Origin of the sequence: Mesorhizobium sp. M7A.F.Ca.US.011.01.1.1, from assembly GCF_003998295.1 — a bacterium.
GTDB lineage: Bacteria > Pseudomonadota > Alphaproteobacteria > Rhizobiales > Rhizobiaceae > Mesorhizobium.
In genome coordinates, this window is record NZ_RZRT01000017.1 from 14,202 (window position 1) to 35,924 (window position 21,723).

The window sequence follows — 21,723 nt, forward strand, 5'->3', positions numbered from 1 at the left end:
ACAAAATGCCAATCAACATCACCATGCCGGCCCTGTCGCCCACGATGGAAGAGGGCAATCTGTCCAAGTGGCTCGTCAAGGAAGGCGACAAGGTTTCGCCGGGCGATGTCATTGCCGAGATCGAGACCGACAAGGCGACGATGGAAGTCGAGGCTGTCGATGAGGGCACGGTTGCCAAGCTCGTCGTTCCCGCCGGCACCGAAGGCGTCAAGGTCAATGCGCTGATCGCCGTGCTCGCCGGAGAGGGCGAGGATGTCGGTGCTGCCGCGAAAAGCGATGGTGGTGCTGTGACGGCGAAAGCGGAGGCCAAGCAGGACAAGGCGCCAATCTCCCCACCCGTGGGGAAGATGTCGACGAAGTCGACAGAGGGGGGCGCTGTCCCGCCGGCGTCGCATTCTGTCACGCCCCCCTCTGCTCTGCTGGGCATCTCCCCCACAAGGGGGGAGATCGGCCAGTCGCCGGAAGGCCGCACCTTCGCCTCGCCGCTCGCACGCCGCATTGCGAAGGAGGCCGGCGTCGATGTCTCTGCCGTGTCCGGCACCGGCCCGCATGGCCGGGTGGTGAAGGCGGATGTCGACGCGGCGATTGCCGGTGGAGGTGCCCAGGCGGCGTCTGCCGCCAAGGCTCCGGCTGCTGCTGCCGCGCCGGTAAAGGCGATGTCGGACGATCAGGTGCTGAAACTGTTCGAGGCAGGCTCCTACGACCTCGTCCCGCATGACAATATGCGCAAGACCATTGCGCGCCGCCTGGTCGAGGCCAAGACCACCATCCCGCATTTCTACCTGACGCTCGACTGCGAACTCGATGCGCTGCTGGCGCTGCGCACGCAGATCAATGCGGCTGCCCCGGTGAAGAAGACCGATAAGGGCGACGCTCCGGCTTACAAGCTGTCGGTCAACGACATGGTCATCAAGGCGATGGCTATGGCGCTGAAGGCAGTGCCGGATGCCAATGCCTCATGGACCGAAAGCGCCATGGTCAAGCACAAGCATGCCGATGTCGGCGTCGCCGTGTCGATCCCGGGTGGCCTGATCACGCCGATCATCCGCAAGGCGGATGAGAAGACGCTGTCCACCATCTCCAACGAGATGAAGGATCTGGCCAGCCGGGCGCGCAGCCGCAAGCTGAAGCCGGAAGAGTATCAGGGCGGCACCACGGCGGTGTCCAACCTCGGCATGTTCGGCATCAAGGACTTTGCCGCCGTCATCAACCCGCCGCATGCGACCATCCTGGCCGTTGGTGCCGGCGAGGAGAGGGCGGTGGTCAAGAACGGCGAGATCAAAATCGCCACCGTGATGTCGGTGACGCTGTCGACCGACCATCGCGCCGTCGACGGCGCGCTGGGTGCCGAACTGCTGGTCGCCTTCAAGCGCCTGATCGAGAATCCGATGGGCATGCTGGTCTAGGACGGAGAGGGCGGTGCGGATCTTCTTCACCTCCCTTATGGCGTTTTTCCTGTCAGGATTGGCAGGCGGCCTGATTGCTCAACAGCTGGCGGTCGCAACCCATGCGCAGGAAGAATACATTCTGGTGTTCATGACGTCGGTGCTTGTCACCATTGTCGCGACGATCGTGTTTTTCATCGCGCAGCTTTTTTCGAACGCACCGTCGATCATCAACTGGCTGGGCCTCTGCGCAATTGTCCTGTTCGTGCTGATCGGGCTCGGCCTGATCGGTTGGACGTTCTCTCAGCCGGTCGATAAGCGCCAGTGGGGAGGTGACCTGCCGATCGTCGCCGGCCTGGTTTTGCCGAACCTGGCCACTGTGCTGGTTCACTGGCTGTTCGTGCGCTGGCGGTTGAGGCGCGGCTCGATTAACGCACAGGTGGGCGCATGAAGACGGTTCTTTGTTACGGCGACTCGCTGACCTGGGGCTACAATGCCGAAGGTGGCCGCCACGCGCTGGAAGACCGCTGGCCGAGCGTGCTGCAGGCAGCGTTAGGCGCCGGCGTGCAAGTGATTGCCGATGGCCTCAACGGCCGCACCACGGCCTTCGACGATCATCTGGCCGGTGCGGACCGCAACGGTGCAAAACTGCTACCAACCGTCCTGACGACCCATGCGCCGATCGACCTGATTGTCATCATGCTTGGCGCCAACGACATGAAGCCGTGGATCCACGGCAATCCCGTCGCGGCCAAGCAGGGCATCCAGCGGCTGATCGACATCGTGCGCGGTCACGACTATCCGTTCGACTGGCCGGCGCCACAGATCCTGATCGTTTCGCCGCCTGTGGTCAGCCGTACAGACAATGCCGAATTCAAGGAGATGTTTGCCGGCGGCGACGACGCCTCCACCCGGCTGGCGCCGCTCTACGCCGCCCTTGCCGATGAGGTTGGCTGCGGCTTCTTCGACGCCGGCAGCGTGGCGCAAACCACCCCGCTCGACGGCGTCCATCTCGATGCCGAAAACACGCGAAACATCGGCAAGGCGCTGGCACCCGTCGTGCGCGTCATGCTGGAATTGTGAAGGAGAAAAACCGTGGCTGAGAACTACGACGTCATCATCATCGGCTCCGGCCCTGGCGGCTATGTCACCGCGGTGCGTTCCGCGCAACTCGGCTTCAAGACGGCGATCGTCGAGCGCGAGCATCTCGGCGGTATCTGCCTCAACTGGGGCTGCATCCCGACCAAGGCGCTGCTGCGCTCGGCCGAGATCATGCACTATTCGGACCACCTAAAGGATTACGGGCTGAAGCTCGACGGCAAGGTCAGCGTCGATGCGTCAGCCGTCGTCGATCGCTCGCGCAAGGTGTCGCTGCGGCTCAATGGCGGCGTTGCCTTCCTCATGAAGAAGAACAAGGTCGACGTCATCTGGGGCGAAGCCAAGCTTTCGAAGCCGGGCGAGATCGTCGTGTCGAAGACGGCCAAGAAGCCGATGGAGCCGCAGCCGCCGGTGCCGAAAGGCGTCAAGGGCGAGGGCACCTATACCGCCAAGCACATCATCCTGGCGACCGGCGCCCGGCCACGCGCACTGCCCGGTATCGAGCCGGACGGCAAGCTGATCTGGACTTATTTTGAAGCCATGGTGCCGAAGGAGATGCCGAAGTCGCTGCTGGTCATGGGGTCGGGCGCCATCGGCATCGAATTCGCCTCCTTCTACCGCACCATGGGCGCCGAAGTGACGGTGGTCGAGCTGCTGCCTGCGGTGATGCCGGTCGAGGATGCCGAAGTCTCGAAATTCGCTCAGAAGCAGTTCGAGAAGCAAGGCATGAAGATCATCCTCGAAGCCAAGGTGACCAAGATCGAGAAGGGTGCCAACTCGGTCACCGCGCATGTCGAGATGAAGGACGGCAAGGTCGAGAAGATCACCGCCGATCGGATGATCTCGGCCGTCGGCGTGCAGGGCAACATCGAGGGCCTCGGACTCGAGGCGCTTGGCGTGAAGACGGAGCGTGGCTGCGTCGTCATCGATGGTTACGGCAAGACCAACGTGCCGGGCATCTACGCCATCGGCGATGTCGCCGGCCCGCCTATGCTCGCCCACAAGGCCGAACATGAGGGAGTCGTGTGCATCGAGAAGATCGCTGATTTTCCTGGCGTGCATGCCACCGACAAGCTGAAGATTCCGGGCTGCACCTATTGCAATCCGCAGGTCGCCTCGGTTGGCCTGACGGAAGCCAAGGCCAAGGCCGAGGGCAAGGACATCCGGGTCGGGCGCTTCCAGTTCGCCGCCAATGGCAAGGCGATTGCGCTCGGTGAGGATCAGGGTTTCATCAAGACCATCTTCGACAAGAAGACCGGTCAATTGCTCGGCGCCCACATGGTCGGTGCCGAAGTGACCGAACTGATCCAGGGTTTTGTCGTGGCGATGAACCTGGAGACGACCGAGGAAGAGCTGATGCACACCATCTTCCCGCACCCGACGCTGTCGGAGATGATGAAGGAAAGCGTGCTCGACGCCTATGGCCGCGCGCTCAACGCGTGATAGATTGAAAGCGCTGCTACAGATGGAACCCGGCGGCAAGGTACTTCGTTTGCGGATGCGTTTTCACGTATCCCACAAGGAGAAGGCATATGCACCTGAATGGCGTCGGCTGGATAGCAGCCATCATCATCGGCGGCCTGGCAGGCTGGTTCGCCGAAATGTTCATGAAGAGCAACACCGGCATCTTCATGAACATCGTTATGGGCATCGTTGGCGCGGTCGTGCTGAACGCCATTCTGCAGGCTCTCAATTTTGGCCCGTTCGGCGTCGGCTGGATTGCCTATCTGATCACCGGCTTTATTGGTGCCTGCCTGCTGATCTGGGCCGGGCGTCTTGTGCGCCGTTAGCATCACTGAAGAGTTGCTATGCGAAAAAGGCTGTTGCGGCATGCGCCGTGGCGGCCTTTTTCTTTGCGTTGAAAAGTCTTAGATGACGTTATGACAGCGAACGCCTGACTGGCGTCGCGAATGAACCAGGTTTCCCGATGGTCACTGTCCTCGATACGATCGCCAACGCCCCGCGCTTGCGGCATCCGGAAAAGGCGCACAAGCCTGACCAGGACGTGCTGCGCAAGCCCGACTGGATCCGCGTCAAGGCGCCGATGTCGAAGGGCTATGCCGAAACGCGCGAGATCGTCAAATCGCACAAGCTGGTGACGGTCTGCGAAGAGGCCGGCTGCCCCAATATCGGCGAATGCTGGGAAAAGAAGCACGCCACCTTCATGATCATGGGCGAGATCTGCACCCGCGCCTGCGCCTTCTGCAACGTCGCCACCGGCATTCCGACAGCACTTGACCCCGATGAACCGGCCCGCGTCGCGCATGCGGTCAAGCAGATGGGCCTGACCCATGTCGTCATCACCTCGGTCGACCGCGACGATCTCGCCGATGGCGGTGCGCAGCATTTCGCCGAGGTCATCCGCGCCATCAGGGCCGCGACGCCTTCGACGACGATCGAAATCCTGACGCCCGACTTCCTGCGCAAGGACGGCGCGCTGGAGATCGTCGTGGCCGCCAAGCCCGACGTCTTCAACCACAATCTCGAAACCGTACCGTCGAACTATCTGACGGTTCGTCCGGGCGCCCGCTATTTCCATTCGATCCGGCTGTTGCAGCGGGTCAAGGAGCTTGATCCGTCAATCTTCACCAAGTCCGGCATCATGGTGGGGCTGGGCGAGGAACGGAATGAAATCCTGCAGCTGATGGACGATCTGCGGTCCGCCAATGTCGATTTCATGACCATCGGCCAGTACCTGCAGCCGTCGAAGAAGCACCATCCGGTGATCCGCTTCGTCACGCCGGAGGAGTTCAAATCCTTTGAGACGATCGGCCGGACCAAGGGTTTCCTGCTGGTGGCGTCTAGTCCGCTGACGCGTTCATCGCATCACGCCGGCGACGATTTCGCCAAGCTGCGCGCGGCACGGGAAGCGATTCTCAAGAAATCAGCTTAATCAGCTGGTTCCATGCCAAAATTCGAAGCCACCCGACGCGTATCCCATACACCCGAGCAGATGTTCGCTTTGGTCGCCGATGTTGAATCCTATCCGCAATTCCTGCCGCTTTGCGAAGCGCTGACGGTTCGCTCGCGCAAGGAGCGTGACGGGCGCACTGTTCTGCTTGCCGACATGAGCATCGGCTACAAGGCCATCCGCGAAACCTTCACGACGCAGGTGCTGCTGAAGCCCGCCGAGAACGCCATCGACGTGAAATACATCGACGGGCCGTTCAAATATTTGAGCAATGTCTGGCGTTTCGAACCCGACGGCGCCGGTTGCGCCGTCCGCTTCTTCATCGACTACGAGTTCAAGAGCCGTATTCTGGGCGCGGTCATGGGAACCATGTTCGATCGCGCCTTCCGCATGTTTGCCGAGGCGTTCGAGAAGCGCGCAGACGTCATCTACGGTGCAAAACCGTCTTGAGGCCCTGCGCATGCTTTTCTGGATAGCGAGCACCGTTGGACTGGCGATCGCCTATCTCTTCGGTTCCATGCCCACGGGTTATCTGGCGGGGAAGCTGCTCAAGGGCATCGATATCCGGGAGCATGGCTCCAAATCCACCGGGGCAACGAACGTCTTGCGGGTCTTGGGAAAATGGCCTGCGTTGGTGGTGTTGTTGCTGGATGTGCTGAAAGGCGCGGCGGCGATCGTCTTTGCCCGCTGGTTCTATCCCTGGTTCATCACGTTGCCGTTGGTTACGCCATCGACCCCGCTTGACCTGCAAACCTGGGTGCCTTGGGCTGTTTGCCTGGCCGGAATTGCCGTGTTGTTGGGACATGGCCGTTCGATCTGGCTGAATTTTACAGGTGGCAAATCCGCTGCGACGGGGCTTGGCGTGTTGCTGGCTCTGTCTTGGCCGGTAGGTGTGGGGGCTGCGGCGGCTTTTGGTGCTGTGCTGGCTACGTCTCGGATAGTTTCCCTGAGTTCGATGGTAGCGGCGTTGACCGCGATCGCCCTCATCTGTGGCCTGGAGCAACCGTTGGCCTATCGGTTGTTGGTGATTGCGGGCAGCATCTACGTGATTGCGCGCCATCGTGCCAACATTCGGAGGCTGCTGGCTGGGACGGAGCCACGCTTAGGGCAAAGCAGCCCGGAATCGAAAACGTAACCGCAAATCCAGCTTTCGGGCCCGCCCGCCCAACGTTTTATAACCCTATCCGAGTGCTTGCAGGCCCAGTTCCAGCGCTTGCCGGACCGTTTCGCGACGAATGAAATCGCGGCCTTTGTCTGCAAAGAGCTGGTGCTCGGCGACAATCGGTCGGCCGTCCAGCGCAACCCCGAACCAGACCAGGCCGACCGGTTTTCCCGCCGAACCGCCGCCAGGCCCAGCGATCCCGGTGACCGCCAGGGTCAGCCCGGCGCGCGAACGGGCAAGCGCGCCTGCCGCCATTTCAATCGCAGTCTCGCGCGAAACCGCGCCATGCGCCTCGAGCGTGGCGGCGGAAACACCGAGCATGTCCATCTTGGCTTCGTTGGAATAGGTGATGAAGCCACGATCGATCACGGCGGACGAGCCGGCGATGTCGGTCAACGCGGCGATGATCATGCCGCCGGTGCAGCTTTCCGCCGTTGCCAGCATGATGCCGCGTCTCTGGCAGGCTTGCAGCAGGGCATTTGCCAGCTCGTTGTGGGTCATTCCGGCACCTCGCCGGGAAACACCACGCTGGCGGTGGCGATCGCCGCAATGCCTTCCTCGCGCCCGACAAAGCCGAGCTTCTCATTGGTTGTGGCCTTGATCGAGATGCGATCCGGCGTAATCGCCAGCATCTGAGAAAGGGCTGCGGTCATGGCCTCGCGATGCGGTCCGACGCGCGGCGCTTCGCAGATCAGCGTGATGTCGGCATTGGCGATGCGGCCGCCGCGCGCGCGCACCAGCCTTGCCGCATGCTCGACGAATATGCGCGACGCAGCGCCTTTCCACTGCGGGTCGGACGGCGGGAAATGCGTGCCGATGTCGCCTGCGCCGCAAGTCGCCAGCAGCGCATCGGTCAAGGCGTGCAGACCGACATCGGCGTCGGAATGACCGGACAGCTTCTTGTCGTGCGCTATGGCGACGCCACACAAAGTGACATGGTCTCCCGGTTCGAAGGCGTGGACGTCGTAGCCATTGCCGGTACGGATATCGGGAAAGCGCACGCGTTCGCCGGAAAGCCGCTGGTCCGCCATCGCAATATCCCGTGCCCAGGTGAGTTTGACATTGTCGGGCGAGCCCGGAACGATCTTGACCGGAATATTCGCCCATTCGGCGATCGCGGCATCGTCGGTAAAATCCATTCTTCCCAGATGATGGGCTTTCTCGTGCGCGGCAAGAATGGGCCAGAACGGAAAGCCCTGTGGCGTTTGCGCCGCGTGAAGACCGCTGCGCGAAACGGTTTCGCCAACCACGCCGGAGGCCGATTCGCGCTTCAGCGTGTCGGCGACGGGCAAAGCGGGCAACGCGCCCTCGCGCTCGCCGATGGCGGCGATGGTGCGATCTATCAGGTCCGCATCGACAAACGGGCGGACGGCGTCGTGGATCAGAACCTGCGCCGGCGCGTGGCCTCTAAGGGCAAGCAGGCCGAGCCGGACGGATTCCTGCCTCGTCGCCCCGCCCATGATGGCGGTGACGCGCTCGACATTGGCGCCCGCCGCCTGCCGGAACAGCTCGTGGTCATCGGCATGAATGGCGACGACGATCTCGCTGGTCCGCGGGTGGGCCAGAAAAATGTCCAGCGTGTGTGCAATGACGGCAAAGCCGCCAATGTGTTGATATTGCTTCGGTCCGTTGGCCTGTCCGGCGCGCGCACCACGGCCGGCCGCAACGATCACCACCGCGACCCTGCCATCCGCATCCGAAACGTGATTTTCACTTGCGTCAGTCATGCCCGTTTGGTCCTAGCGCACGATCCCGAAAAGTGTAATCGGTTTTCGGAAAGATCGTGCGCTAAGTATGAAATTCCAAAGCGTCCTTTGCGCGTCCTGAGGGACGCGCGGCGCTTTGGTCGCTGCCAATCCCGAAGACCAGCATTTTCCCAATTGCGCCTTAATGTGACGTCATTCCGCGTTGCACATTGCGGCGGTTCTGGCTAGAGAATGTGCAACGAATGAAGATGCTTGGTTTTTGTGCATGGTTAACTTGACCAAATTGCCTGACTTGACCAAATTGGCAGGGCCGCTTGATGTCGGCGGTGTGAGACTCCGCAATCGCGTGTTCCTTGCACCGATGTCGGGGATTACGGACGAGCCGTTCCGGCAGCGCGCCCACGCGCATGGAGCGGGCCTGGTCGTGTCCGAAATGGTTGCCAGCGGAGAGCTCGCCAAGGGCAGGGCCGGTTTCAACCTGCGCATACGCCACTCCGGCCTGCCCGTCCATATGGTTCAGCTAGCAGGCCGTGAAGCGATGCACATGGCCGAAGGTGCCAGAATCGCCGCCGGTGAGGGGGCCGACATTATTGACATCAACATGGGGTGCCCGGCCAAGAAGGTTACCGGCGGCTATGCCGGCTCGGCATTGATGCTGGATCTCGACCACGCACTGTCGCTGATCGACGCCGTTGTCGGCGCGGTCGAGGTGCCGGTGACGGTCAAGATGCGGCTTGGCTGGGACGAGGGCGCGCTCAACGCGCCGATGCTCGCGCGCCGCGCCGAGCAGGCCGGTGTCAGCATGGTGACCGTGCATGGCCGCACGCGCTGCCAGTTCTACCAGGGCAAGGCCGACTGGCGCGCCATCGCCCGCGTCAAGGAAGCCGTGTCCATCCCGGTCGTCGCCAATGGTGACGTCTCTTCGCCGGCGGAAGCGGCCGACATTCTCGATCAATCGGGTGCCGACGCCGTGATGATCGGCCGTGCCCATTATGGCGCGCCCTGGATCGCAGGCGGCATTGCGGCCGCGGCGACCGGCGAGGCGACGCCAAACATGCCACGGGACTCGACGGCGCTCGCCGACTACATCGTGGCCCACTATGAGGACATGCTGGCGCTCTACGGTGCCGAAAGCGGCCTGCGCCAGGCGCGCAAGCATCTTGGCTGGTATCTTGATCGGCATGCCGGCGGCGTCGCCGACGACAGCCGAAAGGCCATACTGACCGCATTCGAGCCCGCGCGCGTCATTGCCTTGCTGCGCGATGCGTTTTCGCGCGATCCGCAACCCTTGAACCTGCGGAGCGCCGCATGAACGCCGCCGCCGGCCAGGGCGCCGAAATGGCGGATGCCGCCCAGATCGTGCTCAACACCATCCGTCGCCCGGTGATCATGATCAGCGAGGAGGGGTTCATCACCTTCGCCAACGCCGACGCGGAAGACTTCTTTCGTTCGAGCGCGACCATGCTCGCCCGCAACACGCTGTCAAAACTCATTCCCTTCGGCAGCCCGCTGCTGACACTGGTCGACCAGGTGCGCGAGCGCCGGGCTCCGGTCAACGAGTACCGCGTCGACGTGTCGTCGCCGCGGCTCGGCATCGAGAAGGTCGTCGATCTCTATGTCGCGCCGGTACCGGAATTTCCGGGCTCGGTGGTGGTTATGTTCCAGGAACGGTCGATGGCCGACAAGATCGACCGGCAGATGACGCATCGGGGCGCGGCACGTTCGGTCACCGGTCTGGCGGCGATGCTTGCCCATGAGATCAAGAACCCGCTCTCAGGCATCCGCGGCGCTGCCCAGTTGCTCGAACTGTCGGCTTCCGACGAAGACCGCGCGCTGACGCGGCTGATCACCGACGAGACCGACCGCATCGTGTCGCTGGTCGATCGCATGGAGGTGTTTTCCGACGAGCGGCCGATCGACCGCTACCCCGTCAACATCCATGTCGTTCTCGACCATGTGAAGGCGATTGCCAAGAACGGTTTTGCCAAGAGAATCAAGATATTGGAGGATTATGATCCTTCGTTGCCTCCGGTGTTTGCCAACCGCGACCAGTTGATCCAGGTGTTTCTCAACCTGGTCAAGAACGCCGCCGAGGCGATCGGCAGCGACCCGCAGGGCGAGATTGTGCTGTCGACCGCCTTCCGGCCAGGCATCCGTGTTTCCGTTCCGGGCACCCAGGACCGCGTGTCGCTGCCGCTGGAATTCTGCGTGCGCGACAACGGCTCCGGCGTCTCCGAAGACATCTTGCCGATCCTGTTCGACCCGTTCATCACCACCAAGCCGAACGGCTCGGGGCTGGGGCTGGCGCTGGTCGCCAAAATCGTCGGCGAGCATGGCGGCATCATCGAATGCGAATCGACGCCGCGCGGCACCACATTCCGCATCCTGATGCCGGCCTGGAAAGAAGCGCCAAACGGCGCCGATGATGACGGTGAAGGAGACCGCAAATGACCGTTCGCGGCAATATTCTCGTCGCCGACGACGACGCGGCGATCCGCACTGTCCTCAACCAGGCGCTTTCGCGCGCCGGTCATGAGGTGCGCGTCACATCCAACGCTTCGACGCTTTGGCGCTGGGTGGCGGCGGGCGAGGGCGATCTGGTCATCACCGATGTGGTCATGCCGGACGAAAACGCCTTCGACATGCTGCCGCGCATTAAGAAGGCGAGGCCGGAGCTGCCGGTTATCGTCATGAGTGCGCAGAACACCTTCATGACGGCGATCCGCGCATCCGAAACCGGCGCTTACGAATATCTGCCCAAGCCGTTCGACCTGACCGAACTGCTCAACATCGTCAACCGGGCGCTTTCCGAGCCGCGGCGGCCGAAGATCGATGCGCGGCCGGAAGAGCAGCCCGATGCAATGCCGCTGGTCGGCCGTTCGGCCGCCATGCAGGACATCTACCGCATGCTGGCGCGCATGATGCAGACCGACCTGACGGTGATGATCTCGGGCGAATCCGGCACCGGCAAGGAGCTGGTGGCGCGCGCGCTGCATGAATATGGCCGCCGCCGCGGCGGCCCCTTCGTGGCCATCAACATGGCGGCGATCCCTCGCGACCTGATCGAATCGGAACTGTTCGGCCACGAGAAGGGCGCCTTCACCGGCGCGCAGAACCGCTCGACAGGGCGCTTCGAACAGGCTGAAGGCGGCACGCTGTTCCTCGACGAAATCGGCGACATGCCGATGGAGGCGCAGACGCGTCTGCTGCGCGTGCTCCAACAGGGTGAATATACGACGGTTGGCGGACGCACGCCGATCAAGACCGACGTGCGCATCGTCGCCGCCACCAACAAGGATCTGCGCACGCTGATCAACCAGGGGCTTTTTCGCGAGGATCTGTTCTATCGCCTCAACGTCGTGCCGCTCCGGCTGCCGGCGCTGCGTGAGCGCTCCGAGGATGTGCCGGACCTCGTCCGCTACTTCTTCAAGCTCGGCGAGATGGAAGGCCTGCAGACCAAGCGCATCTCGTCCGGCGGCATCGAACTGATGAAGCGCTATCCTTGGCCAGGCAATGTTCGCGAACTGGAAAACCTCGTTCGGAGGCTCGCCGCGCTCTATTCGCAGGACGAGATTTCCGCCGAGATCATCGAGGCCGAGCTGAAGACCGGCGAGCGGCCCGTAGTGCCGGGAGGCGGCAACCTCATTCCCGACGACCTGTCGATTGGCCAGGCGGTCGAGCATTTCCTGCAGCGCTATTTCGCGTCGTTTGCCGGTGACTTGCCTCCTGCCGGGCTCTATCAGCGCATCCTGTCCGAGGTCGAGTTTCCGCTTGTCCTGGCGTCGATGACGGCAACGCGCGGCAACCAGATCAAGGCCGCGGAACTGCTGGGCTTGAACCGCAACACGCTGCGCAAGAAGATTCGCGAGCTCGGCGTCAACGTCTACAAATCATCGCGGCAGGGCTGAGCCTTGATCTGATCCCGCGCTCTTTTCAGGGGATCGGCTCGCGAAAGATTTCCGTCTCGGTCACACTTGTTGCATAATCGCCACAATGCGTTGCATACATCCGACGCAATCATGGCTCTAGACGGCGACATGGCTCCGCAGGCACCGACAACAAACCAACCGCTTTTCAGCGAACCCGGCGCTCGCGACGGGCGCCGGCTGCTTGCGCTGCCAGGCGTGATCGCGGTCGTCGGCGCGCTGATGATGGCGGCGATCTCGTTCACCATCCTCGTTGGCGCCACGCCGATCACACCGAACGAGTCGACGACGCTGGCGCTGATTGCCCTCAACGCGGCTTTCGTCCTGTTTCTTATCGCGCTGGTCGGGCGTGAGGTGCACCGCATCCTGATGGCGCGCCGGCATGGCAAGGCCGCTTCGCGGCTGCATGTGCGCATTGTCGCCATGTTCGCCCTGGTTGCCGCCATTCCCGCCATCATGGTGGCCATCATCGCGTCGATCACGCTCGACATCGGCCTCGACCGCTGGTTCGAGATCCGCACCAAGACGATCGTCAATTCATCGCTGTCGATCGCCGACGCCTATGTCCAGGAAAATGCCCGCAACCTCCAGGGCACGACGCTGTCCATGGCCTATGATCTCGATGCGTCGCGCACGCTCTACGGCCTTGATCGTACCGGCTTTCTCGACCTGATGAACAAGGAAGCCGTGGGCCGTTCGCTGGCCCATGCGGCGCTGATCAAGCCGGACGGCTCTTTCGTCATGAGCGCCAAGACCGATACGGATTTCGCCATGCCCGAGCCGCCGGAAGGCGCGGTGGCCAGCGCTACCGACGGCAAGCCGGTGCTGATCGAACCGAAAACGCGCAACATCATGGGCGCCATCGTCAAGCTGCGGGAGATCGAAGGACTCTACCTCTACACCATTCGGCTCGTCGATCCCGAAGTGATCAAGGCAAGGCAGATCGTCAGGTCCAACACCGACGAATATCGGGGGCTGGAAGATAACCGCCGTACCTCTCAGGTGGCGTTCGCGCTGCCCTATCTGTCGTTGACGCTCATCATCATCCTGTCCGCGATCTGGACCGGCATCGCGGTCGCCGACCGTCTGGTGCGGCCCATTCGCCAGCTCATCGGCGCCGCCGACGAGGTCGCGACCGGCAATCTCGACGTCGCGGTTCCCGTCAGGCCTTCGGATGGCGATGTCGCGTCGCTCGGCGATACGTTCAACAAGATGCTTCTCGAACTGAAATCGCAGCGCAATGAGATCCTGTCCGCCAAGGACCTGATCGACGAACGGCGCCGCTTCTCGGAAGCTGTGCTTGCCGGCGTCACCGCCGGCGTCATCGGCGTCGATCCCTACGGCATCGTCACCATCGTCAACCGCTCGGCCGAGGCGATGCTGGCGATTTCGGCCAGCGCAGCCCTTGGGCAGAATCTTTCCGCCGTGCTGCCGCATGTCGGCCGCGTCTTCGAGATCGGCCGCAAGTCCGGCAAACCCGTCTATCGTGAGCAGGTGACCTTCTACCGCGCCGGTGCCGAGCGGACCTTCAACGTGCAGATCACGATCGAGGCCGGCGACGACGGCTCGGAGGAAAAATCCTATGTGGTGACGGTCGACGACATCACCGACCTGGTTCAGGCGCAGCGCTCGTCGGCCTGGGCGGACGTGGCGCGGCGTATCGCCCACGAGATCAAGAACCCGCTGACGCCGATCCAGCTCTCGGCCGAACGTATCAAGCGCCGTTACGGCAAGGTGATTACCGAGGACCGCGAGGTTTTCGACCAATGCACCGACACCATCATCCGTCAGGTTGAGGATATCGGCCGTATGGTCGACGAATTCTCGGCGTTCGCGCGCATGCCGAAGCCCGAGATGAAGGCGATAGATCTGCGCGAATCGCTGCGTGAGGCCTCGTTCCTGGTCGAGGTCAGCCGCGCCGACATCACTTTCGAGCGGATCTTCGGCACGGAGCCGCTCAAGGGCACTTTCGACAGCCGCTTGATGGCGCAGGCTTTCGGCAATGTGATCAAGAACGCCGCCGAGGCCATCGATGGATTGGAACAGAAGGACGGTTCGCACGGCATAATCCGGATTCAAGCCGGGCGCCAGAATGGTGCGATTCGAATCGACGTCATCGACAATGGCAAAGGCCTGCCGCGCGAGAATCGCCAACGGCTGCTCGAGCCCTACATGACCACACGCGAGAAGGGCACCGGACTGGGCCTCGCTATCGTCAAGAAGATCGTGGAGGACCATGGCGGCAGGCTGGAACTACACGATGCTCCAGCGGACTTCCACGATGGGCGCGGCGCGATGATCAGCATCATCCTGCCGCCTGCGGCCGCAACGGCTCCGCGCGGCGAAAGCAGGGCGGAAAACGAAAGAGAAACTGAAAAGGTCGGTAATGGCGTCTGATATTCTCATCGTCGATGACGAGGAAGACATCCGTGAGCTCGTCGCGGGCATACTGAGCGACGAAGGTCACGAAACCCGCACGGCATTCGATGCTGACAGCGCGCTCGCTGCTATAGCTGATCGCGCGCCGCGGCTGATTTTCCTCGATATCTGGCTGCAGGGCTCGCGCCTGGACGGGCTGGCGCTGCTCGACGAGATCAAGACCATGCATCCGACCTTGCCGGTGGTGATGATTTCCGGCCACGGCAACATCGAAACGGCGGTCTCCGCCATCCGTCGCGGCGCCTATGACTTCATCGAAAAACCGTTCAAGGCCGACAGGCTGATCCTTATTGCCGAACGTGCGCTCGAGACCTCGAAATTGCGGCGCGAGGTTTCCGACCTCAAGCTGCGCAGCGGCGAAACCTTCGATCTGATCGGCATGTCGTCGGCGATGAGCCAGTTGCGTCAGACCATCGAACGCGTCGCGCCGACCAACAGCCGCGTGATGATCATCGGACCGTCGGGCTCGGGCAAGGAACTGGCCGCGCGCGCCATCCACACGCTGTCGGCGCGCAAGAGCGCACCTTTCGTGACGCTGAGCGCCGCCAACATCACGCCCGAGCGCATGGAGATCGAGCTGTTCGGCACCGAATCGAATGGCGTCGAGCGCAAGGTCGGCGCGCTGGAGGAGGCCCATCGCGGTATCCTCTACATCGACGAGGTCGCCGACATGCCGCGCGAGACGCAGAACAAGATCCTGCGCGTGCTGGTCGAGCAGCAGTTCGAGCGGGTAGGGGGAACCAAGCGGGTCAAGGTCGATGTCCGCATCATCTCCTCGACCTCGCAGAACCTCGAAGCGATGATTGCCGACGGGCGTTTTCGCGAGGATCTTTACCATCGTCTGGCGGTTGTTCCGGTCATCGTGCCGGGATTGGCCGAGCGGCGCGAGGATATTCCCTACCTCGTCGACAATTTCATGAAGCAGATCGCCCGCCAGGCCGGCATCAAGCCGCGCCGCATCGGCGACGACGCGCTGGCCGTGCTGCAGGCGCACAACTGGCCGGGCAACGTTCGCCAGCTGCGCAACAATGTCGAGCGCCTGATGATCCTTGCGCGCGGCGACGACGTCGATGCGCCGATCACCGCGGACCTTTTGCCGGCCGAGATCGGCGATGTCATGCCGCGAACGCCGAATCAATCCGACCAGCACATCATGGCGCTGCCGCTGCGCGAGGCGCGCGAACAGTTCGAGAAGGACTATCTGATCGCCCAGATCAATCGGTTCGGCGGCAACATCTCGAAAACCGCCGAGTTCATCGGCATGGAGCGCTCCGCGCTGCACCGCAAGCTGAAGTCGCTGGGCGTCTGAGCGCGACATATCCAGCCGCCGCGCCCGGGCCAAGCATTTGCCGGTTACGGCGGCGGTGGAATCGCATAAGAAAGCCCCGAGAATCCTAGAGGTTGCCCATGCCGCGCATTGCCTATGTCAACGGGCGCTATGTCACGCACGCCGACGCCGCCGTGCATATCGAGGATCGCGGCTATCAGTTCGCCGACGGTGTCTATGAGGTCTGCGAGGTGGCGCGTGGTTTCATCGTCGACATGCCGCGCCATCTGTCCCGGCTGAACCGCTCGCTGACCGAATTGTCGATCGCCTGGCCGGTCACCTCCCGCGTGCTGCCACTCATTCTGCGCGAGGTGGTCAACCGCAATCATGTCGCCAATGGCCTGGTCTATGTGCAGGTGACGCGCGGCGTGGCCAGCCGCGACTTCGTCTTCCCTTCCGCCGACACCAAGCCTTCGCTGGTGGTCACCGCCAGGAAGGCCGACCCTGCCGCTGGAGCGAAGCGAGCCGAGACCGGCATCGCGGTCATCACCGTGCCGGAGAACCGCTGGGACCGGGTCGACATCAAGACCGTCGGGCTGCTGCCCAATGTATTGGCCAAGCAGAAGGCTAAAGAAGCTGGCGCCCAGGAAGCCTGGTTCGTCGACGGTGAAGGCAACGTAAAAGAAGGCGGCTCGTCCAATGCCTGGATCGTCACCCGGGACGGCGTCCTGGTTACCAGGCCGGCCGAGCACGGCATCTTGCGCGGCATCACCCGCACGACCATGTTCGAAGTGGCGGCCAAGCTCGGCCTGAAGATCGAGGAGCGCGGCTTTTCCGTCGCCGAGGCCAAGGCGGCACGCGAGGCGTTCATCAGCTCCGCAACGACAATCGCCATGCCGGTGGTGGCCATCGACGGCGATACGGTCGCCAATGGGCACCCCGGCTCAATAACACTTTCGTTGCGGCAGGCCTTTTTTGACATTGCGGAAAAAAGTCCAGCCTGATAACCGCACAGGTGGAATGAACATCAATATATCTCGTTCTGCTTGTCGTTACTGACGACAAGACGGTGTTTGCGAGCTTGACATGCGCCCGTTAATTTGGCGCATTGGCTTGCAAACCGAAGGGGATCGGCGAAAGACAAGAACAATGGCGGAACGATCGCAAAACCTTCAGGACCTGTTCCTGAATTCAGTTCGCAAGAGCAAGAACCCGCTCACCATCTTCCTCATCAACGGCGTGAAGCTGACCGGCGTGGTCACTTCGTTCGACAATTTCTGTGTCCTGCTGCGCCGCGACGGTCACTCCCAGCTCGTCTACAAGCACGCCATTTCCACGATCATGCCGAGCCAGCCGGTTCAGATGTTCGATGGCGAGGAAAGCCAGGGCGCCTGATTGGCACGTGAGAAAGACGCGGACGCCACCGTTCGCGGAAAACCAACACATCATCCCGGGTCGGAAGCCAAGGGCCCGACCCGGGCTGTTGTCATTGTGCCCGTCCTTACCCGCCACCAGCGCAACGACGACGAGACCAACCGTCCTCGGTTGATGCGTTCGGCTGATGCTCGCCACGACGAGGCCGTCGGCCTTGCTCGCGCCATCAACCTGGATCTGATCCACACTGCGGTGGTGACCGTCAACGATCCGCGCCCGGCGACGCTGCTCGGCAGCGGCAAGGTTGCGGAGTTCGCGGAAATCGTCAAAGAGGGACATGCGGAAGTGGTCGTCGTCGACCATCCGCTGACCCCGGTGCAGCAGCGCAATCTCGAAAAAGAGCTGAACGCCAAGGTGCTGGACCGCACCGGGCTGATTCTCGAGATCTTCGGCGAGCGCGCGCGCACCAAGGAAGGCACGCTGCAGGTCGAGCTCGCCCATCTCAACTACCAGAAGGGCCGCCTCGTGCGCAGTTGGACCCATCTGGAGCGCCAGCGCGGCGGCGCCGGCTTTCTCGGGGGCCCCGGCGAAACGCAGATCGAATCCGACCGGCGGCAGTTGCAGGAAAAGATCATCAAGCTGAAGCAGGAGCTGGAAACGGTGCGGCGCACGCGCGATCTGCACCGCGCCAAGCGCAGGAAGGTGCCGTTCCCGGTGGTGGCGATTGTCGGCTACACCAACGCCGGCAAGTCGACGCTGTTCAACCGGCTGACCGGGGCGGATGTGCTGGCGCAGGACATGCTGTTCGCCACGCTCGACCCGACGCTTCGGCGCGTACGCCTGCCGCACGGCACGCCGATCATCCTATCTGACACTGTGGGTTTCATCTCGGATCTGCCGACGCATCTGATCGCGGCTTTCCGCGCCACCCTGGAAGAGGTGGTCGAGGCCGATCTCGTGCTTCACCTGCGCGACATTTCTGACCCCGATACGGCCGCTCAGGCCGAGGATGTCGAGCGCATCCTCGCTGATCTCGGTGTCGATGCCGGCGACGCCAAGCGTGTGATCGAAGTGTGGAACAAGATCGACCGGCTGGACGAAGGCAACAGGACCCGTTTGCTAGCCGATGGCGCCGACGCCAGCAAGGCACCGCCGATCGCGGTGTCGGCGGTGACCGGCGAGGGCATCGATGCACTGAAGGCGATCATCGAAACGCGGATGGCGGGCGAACTCGAAGACCTGACGGTGACGATCGAGCCGGCACAGTTCGGCCTTGTCGACTGGCTTTATCGCAATGGTGACGTCGTTTCGCGAAGCGACAATGATGACGGCAGCGCCACCATCTCGCTCAAGGCCACGCAAAGCGCCCGCGAAGAGATCGAAAGCAGATTGCGTCGTAAAAACAACGGCTAATGTAACTTACTTCGCGGTCTTTGCTTCCTGCCATAGCGCTTCCATCTCGGCCAGATCGGCCTTGTCCAGCGTGTTGCCGGCTTTCTCCAAAGCCTGCTCGACATAATGGAAACGCGAGCGGAATTTTTCGTTGGTGCCGCTCAGCGCTGCTTCCGAATCGAGCTTGAGGTGCCGTCCGAGATTGACGACGGCAAACAGCATGTCGCCGAACTCGTCCTTGATCGAGGCCGTGTCGCCCTTGGCCAGTGCCTCGCGCAATTCGCCGATCTCTTCCTCGATCTTGTCGAGGATGGGCGCCGCCTCGCTCCAGTCGAAGCCGACGCGGGCGGCCTTCTCCTGAAGTTTCAGTGCCCGCGTCAGCGCGGGCAGGGCGACCGGCACGCTGTCCAGAAACCCCTTGCCATTGTCTTCGGGATCGAGACCGCGGGCGAGACGGGCGCTTCGCTTCTCCGCCTTCTCCTGCGCCTTGATCTTTTCCCACATGCCCTTGGCCATGCCGGCGTTGCGGGCCTTTTCGTCGCCGAAGACATGCGGGTGGCGACGGATCATCTTCGTCGTGATGGCTTGCACCACGTCGGGGAAGGCAAACTCGCCGGCCTCCTCGGCCATCTGTGCGTGATAGACGACCTGCAGCAGAAGATCGCCGAGCTCGTCGCGCAGATCGTCAAGGTCGCCGCGCGCGATGGCGTCCGCCACCTCATAGGCTTCCTCGATCGTGTAGGGCGCGATGGTCGAGAAATCCTGTTCGATGTCCCAGGGACAGCCGGTCTTCGGCGCCCGCAGCGCCGCCATGATCTCGATCAGGCGCGAAATGTCTTTCGATGGTGTCATCCAAGCTATTCCAGGAAGTGTGAAACGGTTTTCTGTCCGGAATTGCGTCAAAACAGTCTATCGGATGCTATCCTGCGACCAGCCGCGCGGCCAACGCTGTCAGTCGGCGCAGAAGCCTTGTCCACAGATGAGCCGCTTCAGTCGAGAACCGAAACGATCGCCTTGGCGAGTTCGTCCATGCCATCCTCGGGCAGGCCGGCGACATTGATGCGGCTGTCGCCGACCATGTAAATGCCGTGCTCGGCACGCAACCGCTCGACCTGTGCTTCCGTGAGGCCAAGGCGGGAGAACATGCCGCGATGGCTGGCGACGAAGTCGAAGCGGTCCGAATTGGACTGCCGGCGCAGCGCTTCGGCGAACTGCACGCGTAGCCTGAGCATGCGCAGGCGCATCTCTTCGAGCTCGGCTTCCCAGTCGGCGCGCAAGGTGGCGTCTTCGAGCACGATGCGCACGGCCGCCGCACCATGGTCCGGCGGCATCGAATACATGGCGCGCGCCGCCGACAGCATCTGGCTCATCGCCACATCCGCCTGTGCGCCGTCCCTGGCCAGGATCATCGCCGCGCCGACGCGGTCGCGGTAGACGGCAAAATTCTTCGAGCAGCTCGACGCGACGACCATCTCCGGAACTTTTGCCGCCAGCAGGCGCAAGCCGAGGGCGTCGGCTTCAAGGCCATCGCCAAAGCCCTGATAGGCGATGTCGACAAACGGCAGCAGCTCGCGCTCGACGACCAGATCGGTAACAACTGCCCATTGTGCCGCATCCAGATTGGCGCCGGTCGGGTTGTGGCAGCAGCCATGCAGCAGCACGACGTCGCCGCTCTTTGCCGTTCGCAACGCTGCCAGCATGTCTTCGAAACGCACGGCGCCCGAGGCCGCATCGAAATAGGGGTATTCGCGGATCTGCAGGCCGGCGGCGCGCATCACCGGCATGTGGTTCGGCCAGGTCGGGTCCGATAGCCAGATGGTTGCATCCGAGCGCGTCCGCTTCAGCAGTTCCGCCACCAGCCGCAGTGCGCCGGAGCCGCCGGGCGCTTGTGCGGCGCGGATGCGCGTCATGTCGGCGCCTGGACCGAAAGCGAGCTTGGCCATCACCGTGTTGAAGCCGGTATCGCCGGCAAGGCCGAGATAGGTCTTGGTGTCCTGACCCTCCAATAGCCGCTTTTCGGCTTCGCGCACGGCGCGCATGACCGGCGTCTTGCCGTCGCGATCCTTGTAGACGCCGACACCGAGATCGACCTTGTCTGGACGCGGATCGGCACGATAAAGGCCGATCAGGGCCAGGATCTTGTCGGCAGGGGCGGGCTGCAGGGTCTCAAACATCGATAGGGCTCCAATGGCGGCGGAGTGATACGCAAATCGGTCGCGTTTCGCCAGCGGTTTTAGCTGGGTGATCCAGCCCGAGGCGGGGGGTACCGGGAAGCCTGCCCTGCATGCTCCTTTCGGCTTTGCCGGGGCCAGTGGTCAGGCCCCACCGTATTTCCCAGCCTGCCGCAACAGATAGGCGATCGCGCCCAGCACCATCAAGGCCAGCCCGAACCATGTCAGGGCATAGGCCAGATGGTTGTTGTGGAACGAAACGACCGTCAGGCCGCCGACCGGCCACCCTCCCGGATTGGGCGTGGCATCGGCATCGATGAAATAAGGAGCGACACGCCCGAGGCCTTGCGTCGTGGCGATCGCCTGCACATCGCGCGAATACCAGCGGTTGGCGGCCGGATCGTTGGTACGCAGGAAGCCGCCTTTCGGTTCGCTGATGCGCAACAGGCCGTGAATTCCGGTGTGATCGCCCGAGGGCTTGCCTTCGAGGCGGGTTGCCGGATCGCGCTTGTCCGTCGGCACGAAGCCCCTGTTCACCAGAATCGTGAAGCCATCATCCGCTCGGAACGGCGCCATTACCCAGAAGCCACCGCCGAGATCGGTGACGGCCTGGACCAGGGACTCGCGATCACCGAGAAACCGGCCTGGAACGACGAGGCGACGATACTCGTCATCCCTGGCGTTGATCGCTGGCCAGGCCGAAGGCGCCGGGGCGGCCACAGGTACTGCCTTGAGACGCTGGTCGACACGCTCGATGAGGTCGAGTTTCCAGACGCGGCGCTCCAGCTGCCAGACACCAAGCGCCGAAAAGCCGGTGATGCCGATGGCCCCGCAAAGGCAAAGCACCAACAGCGTCCATCGCGAACGCGTAACCCTTTGGCCGTCGCCCGTA

At 62.8% G+C, this 21,723-nt stretch carries 21 protein-coding genes; 16 read left to right on the top strand and 5 right to left on the bottom strand.

The window, feature by feature from the left end; translation table 11 throughout:
• The first annotated feature begins 5 nt into the window (after positions 1 to 5).
• The 8 genes from EOA13_RS17505 (at position 6) to plsY (ending at position 6,529) form a co-directional block, all read left to right on the top strand.
• Positions 6 to 1,406 carry a pyruvate dehydrogenase complex dihydrolipoamide acetyltransferase gene (locus EOA13_RS17505; protein WP_127294429.1) on the top strand — a complete coding sequence of 467 codons (1,401 nt, stop codon included), beginning with the start codon at positions 6 to 8 and terminating at the stop codon, positions 1,404 to 1,406.
• Between the two features lie 13 nt (positions 1,407 to 1,419).
• Entirely contained in the window at positions 1,420 to 1,836 is a 417-nt protein-coding gene (locus tag EOA13_RS17510; RefSeq protein ID WP_127294431.1) for a hypothetical protein, read from the top strand.
• Positions 1,833 to 2,468 carry an SGNH/GDSL hydrolase family protein gene (locus EOA13_RS17515; protein WP_127294433.1) on the top strand — a complete coding sequence of 212 codons (636 nt, stop codon included), beginning with the start codon at positions 1,833 to 1,835 and terminating at the stop codon, positions 2,466 to 2,468. Before EOA13_RS17510 ends, EOA13_RS17515 begins: the two co-directional genes overlap by 4 nt.
• Positions 2,469 to 2,480: 12 nt before the next feature.
• Positions 2,481 to 3,926 carry a dihydrolipoyl dehydrogenase gene (lpdA, locus tag EOA13_RS17520; RefSeq protein WP_127294435.1) on the top strand — a complete coding sequence of 482 codons (1,446 nt, stop codon included), beginning with the start codon at positions 2,481 to 2,483 and terminating at the stop codon, positions 3,924 to 3,926.
• An 89-nt stretch (positions 3,927 to 4,015) separates the two neighbouring features.
• Positions 4,016 to 4,273: a GlsB/YeaQ/YmgE family stress response membrane protein gene (locus tag EOA13_RS17525; protein WP_023812036.1), complete on the top strand. Its 258-nt coding sequence runs from the start codon at positions 4,016 to 4,018 to the stop codon at positions 4,271 to 4,273.
• A 137-nt stretch (positions 4,274 to 4,410) separates the two neighbouring features.
• A complete protein-coding gene (gene lipA / locus EOA13_RS17530; protein WP_127294437.1) occupies positions 4,411 to 5,376 on the top strand; it encodes a lipoyl synthase in 966 nt (321 codons plus the stop codon).
• 12 nt (positions 5,377 to 5,388) lie between these two features.
• Positions 5,389 to 5,844 carry a type II toxin-antitoxin system RatA family toxin gene (locus EOA13_RS17535; protein WP_127294439.1) on the top strand — a complete coding sequence of 152 codons (456 nt, stop codon included), beginning with the start codon at positions 5,389 to 5,391 and terminating at the stop codon, positions 5,842 to 5,844.
• A 10-nt stretch (positions 5,845 to 5,854) separates the two neighbouring features.
• Positions 5,855 to 6,529 carry a glycerol-3-phosphate 1-O-acyltransferase PlsY gene (gene plsY / locus EOA13_RS17540; RefSeq protein WP_127294441.1) on the top strand — a complete coding sequence of 225 codons (675 nt, stop codon included), beginning with the start codon at positions 5,855 to 5,857 and terminating at the stop codon, positions 6,527 to 6,529.
• Positions 6,530 to 6,574: 45 nt separating this feature from the next.
• Here plsY and EOA13_RS17545 read toward each other — a convergent pair whose 3' ends face one another.
• Positions 6,575 to 7,057, bottom strand: a complete 483-nt coding sequence (locus EOA13_RS17545; protein ID WP_127294443.1) for a CinA family protein — start codon at positions 7,055 to 7,057, stop codon at positions 6,575 to 6,577.
• Complete coding sequence (locus EOA13_RS17550; protein WP_127294445.1) at positions 7,054 to 8,283, bottom strand: bifunctional 2-C-methyl-D-erythritol 4-phosphate cytidylyltransferase/2-C-methyl-D-erythritol 2,4-cyclodiphosphate synthase; 1,230 nt, start codon at positions 8,281 to 8,283, stop codon at positions 7,054 to 7,056. The genes EOA13_RS17545 and EOA13_RS17550 overlap by 4 nt, the downstream gene beginning before the upstream one ends.
• A 262-nt stretch (positions 8,284 to 8,545) precedes the next feature.
• Here EOA13_RS17550 and dusB point away from each other — a divergent pair, with 262 nt between their 5' ends.
• The 8 genes from dusB (at position 8,546) to hflX (ending at position 18,681) form a co-directional block, all read left to right on the top strand.
• The gene (dusB, locus tag EOA13_RS17555; protein WP_127294586.1) at positions 8,546 to 9,574 is read left to right on the top strand and encodes a tRNA dihydrouridine synthase DusB; all 1,029 of its coding nucleotides are present in this window, start codon (positions 8,546 to 8,548) and stop codon (positions 9,572 to 9,574) included.
• A complete protein-coding gene (locus EOA13_RS17560; RefSeq protein ID WP_023812029.1) occupies positions 9,571 to 10,713 on the top strand; it encodes a nitrogen regulation protein NR(II) in 1,143 nt (380 codons plus the stop codon). Before dusB ends, EOA13_RS17560 begins: the two co-directional genes overlap by 4 nt.
• Positions 10,710 to 12,170, top strand: a complete 1,461-nt coding sequence (gene ntrC, locus EOA13_RS17565; RefSeq protein ID WP_127294447.1) for a nitrogen regulation protein NR(I) — start codon at positions 10,710 to 10,712, stop codon at positions 12,168 to 12,170. The genes EOA13_RS17560 and ntrC overlap by 4 nt, the downstream gene beginning before the upstream one ends.
• Before the next feature lie 129 nt (positions 12,171 to 12,299).
• On the top strand, positions 12,300 to 14,585 hold the full coding sequence (locus tag EOA13_RS17570; RefSeq protein WP_164780132.1) for a PAS domain-containing sensor histidine kinase: 2,286 nt from the start codon (positions 12,300 to 12,302) through the stop codon (positions 14,583 to 14,585).
• Entirely contained in the window at positions 14,575 to 15,936 is a 1,362-nt protein-coding gene (locus tag EOA13_RS17575) for a sigma-54 dependent transcriptional regulator (protein ID WP_023812026.1), read from the top strand. Before EOA13_RS17570 ends, EOA13_RS17575 begins: the two co-directional genes overlap by 11 nt.
• A gap of 98 nt (positions 15,937 to 16,034) precedes the next feature.
• Positions 16,035 to 16,898: a D-amino-acid transaminase gene (locus tag EOA13_RS17580; RefSeq protein ID WP_127294451.1), complete on the top strand. Its 864-nt coding sequence runs from the start codon at positions 16,035 to 16,037 to the stop codon at positions 16,896 to 16,898.
• Positions 16,899 to 17,043: 145 nt separating this feature from the next.
• Positions 17,044 to 17,289, top strand: coding sequence for an RNA chaperone Hfq (gene hfq / locus EOA13_RS17585; protein WP_006202172.1), 246 nt, complete (start codon positions 17,044 to 17,046; stop codon positions 17,287 to 17,289).
• Positions 17,290 to 18,681 (top strand): GTPase HflX, encoded by a 1,392-nt coding sequence (hflX, locus tag EOA13_RS17590; protein ID WP_127294453.1) that lies wholly within the window; start codon positions 17,290 to 17,292, stop codon positions 18,679 to 18,681.
• A 6-nt stretch (positions 18,682 to 18,687) separates the two neighbouring features.
• On the opposite strand, the gene mazG is transcribed toward hflX, so the two are convergent.
• The 3 genes from mazG to EOA13_RS17605 form a co-directional block, all read right to left on the bottom strand.
• Positions 18,688 to 19,512 (bottom strand): nucleoside triphosphate pyrophosphohydrolase, encoded by an 825-nt coding sequence (gene mazG / locus EOA13_RS17595; protein ID WP_127294455.1) that lies wholly within the window; start codon positions 19,510 to 19,512, stop codon positions 18,688 to 18,690.
• Between the two features lie 137 nt (positions 19,513 to 19,649).
• A complete protein-coding gene (locus EOA13_RS17600) occupies positions 19,650 to 20,834 on the bottom strand; it encodes an amino acid aminotransferase (protein WP_127294457.1) in 1,185 nt (394 codons plus the stop codon).
• Between the two features lie 141 nt (positions 20,835 to 20,975).
• Complete coding sequence (locus EOA13_RS17605; protein ID WP_127294588.1) at positions 20,976 to 21,677, bottom strand: SURF1 family protein; 702 nt, start codon at positions 21,675 to 21,677, stop codon at positions 20,976 to 20,978.
• Between the last annotated feature and the right edge of the window lie 46 nt (positions 21,678 to 21,723).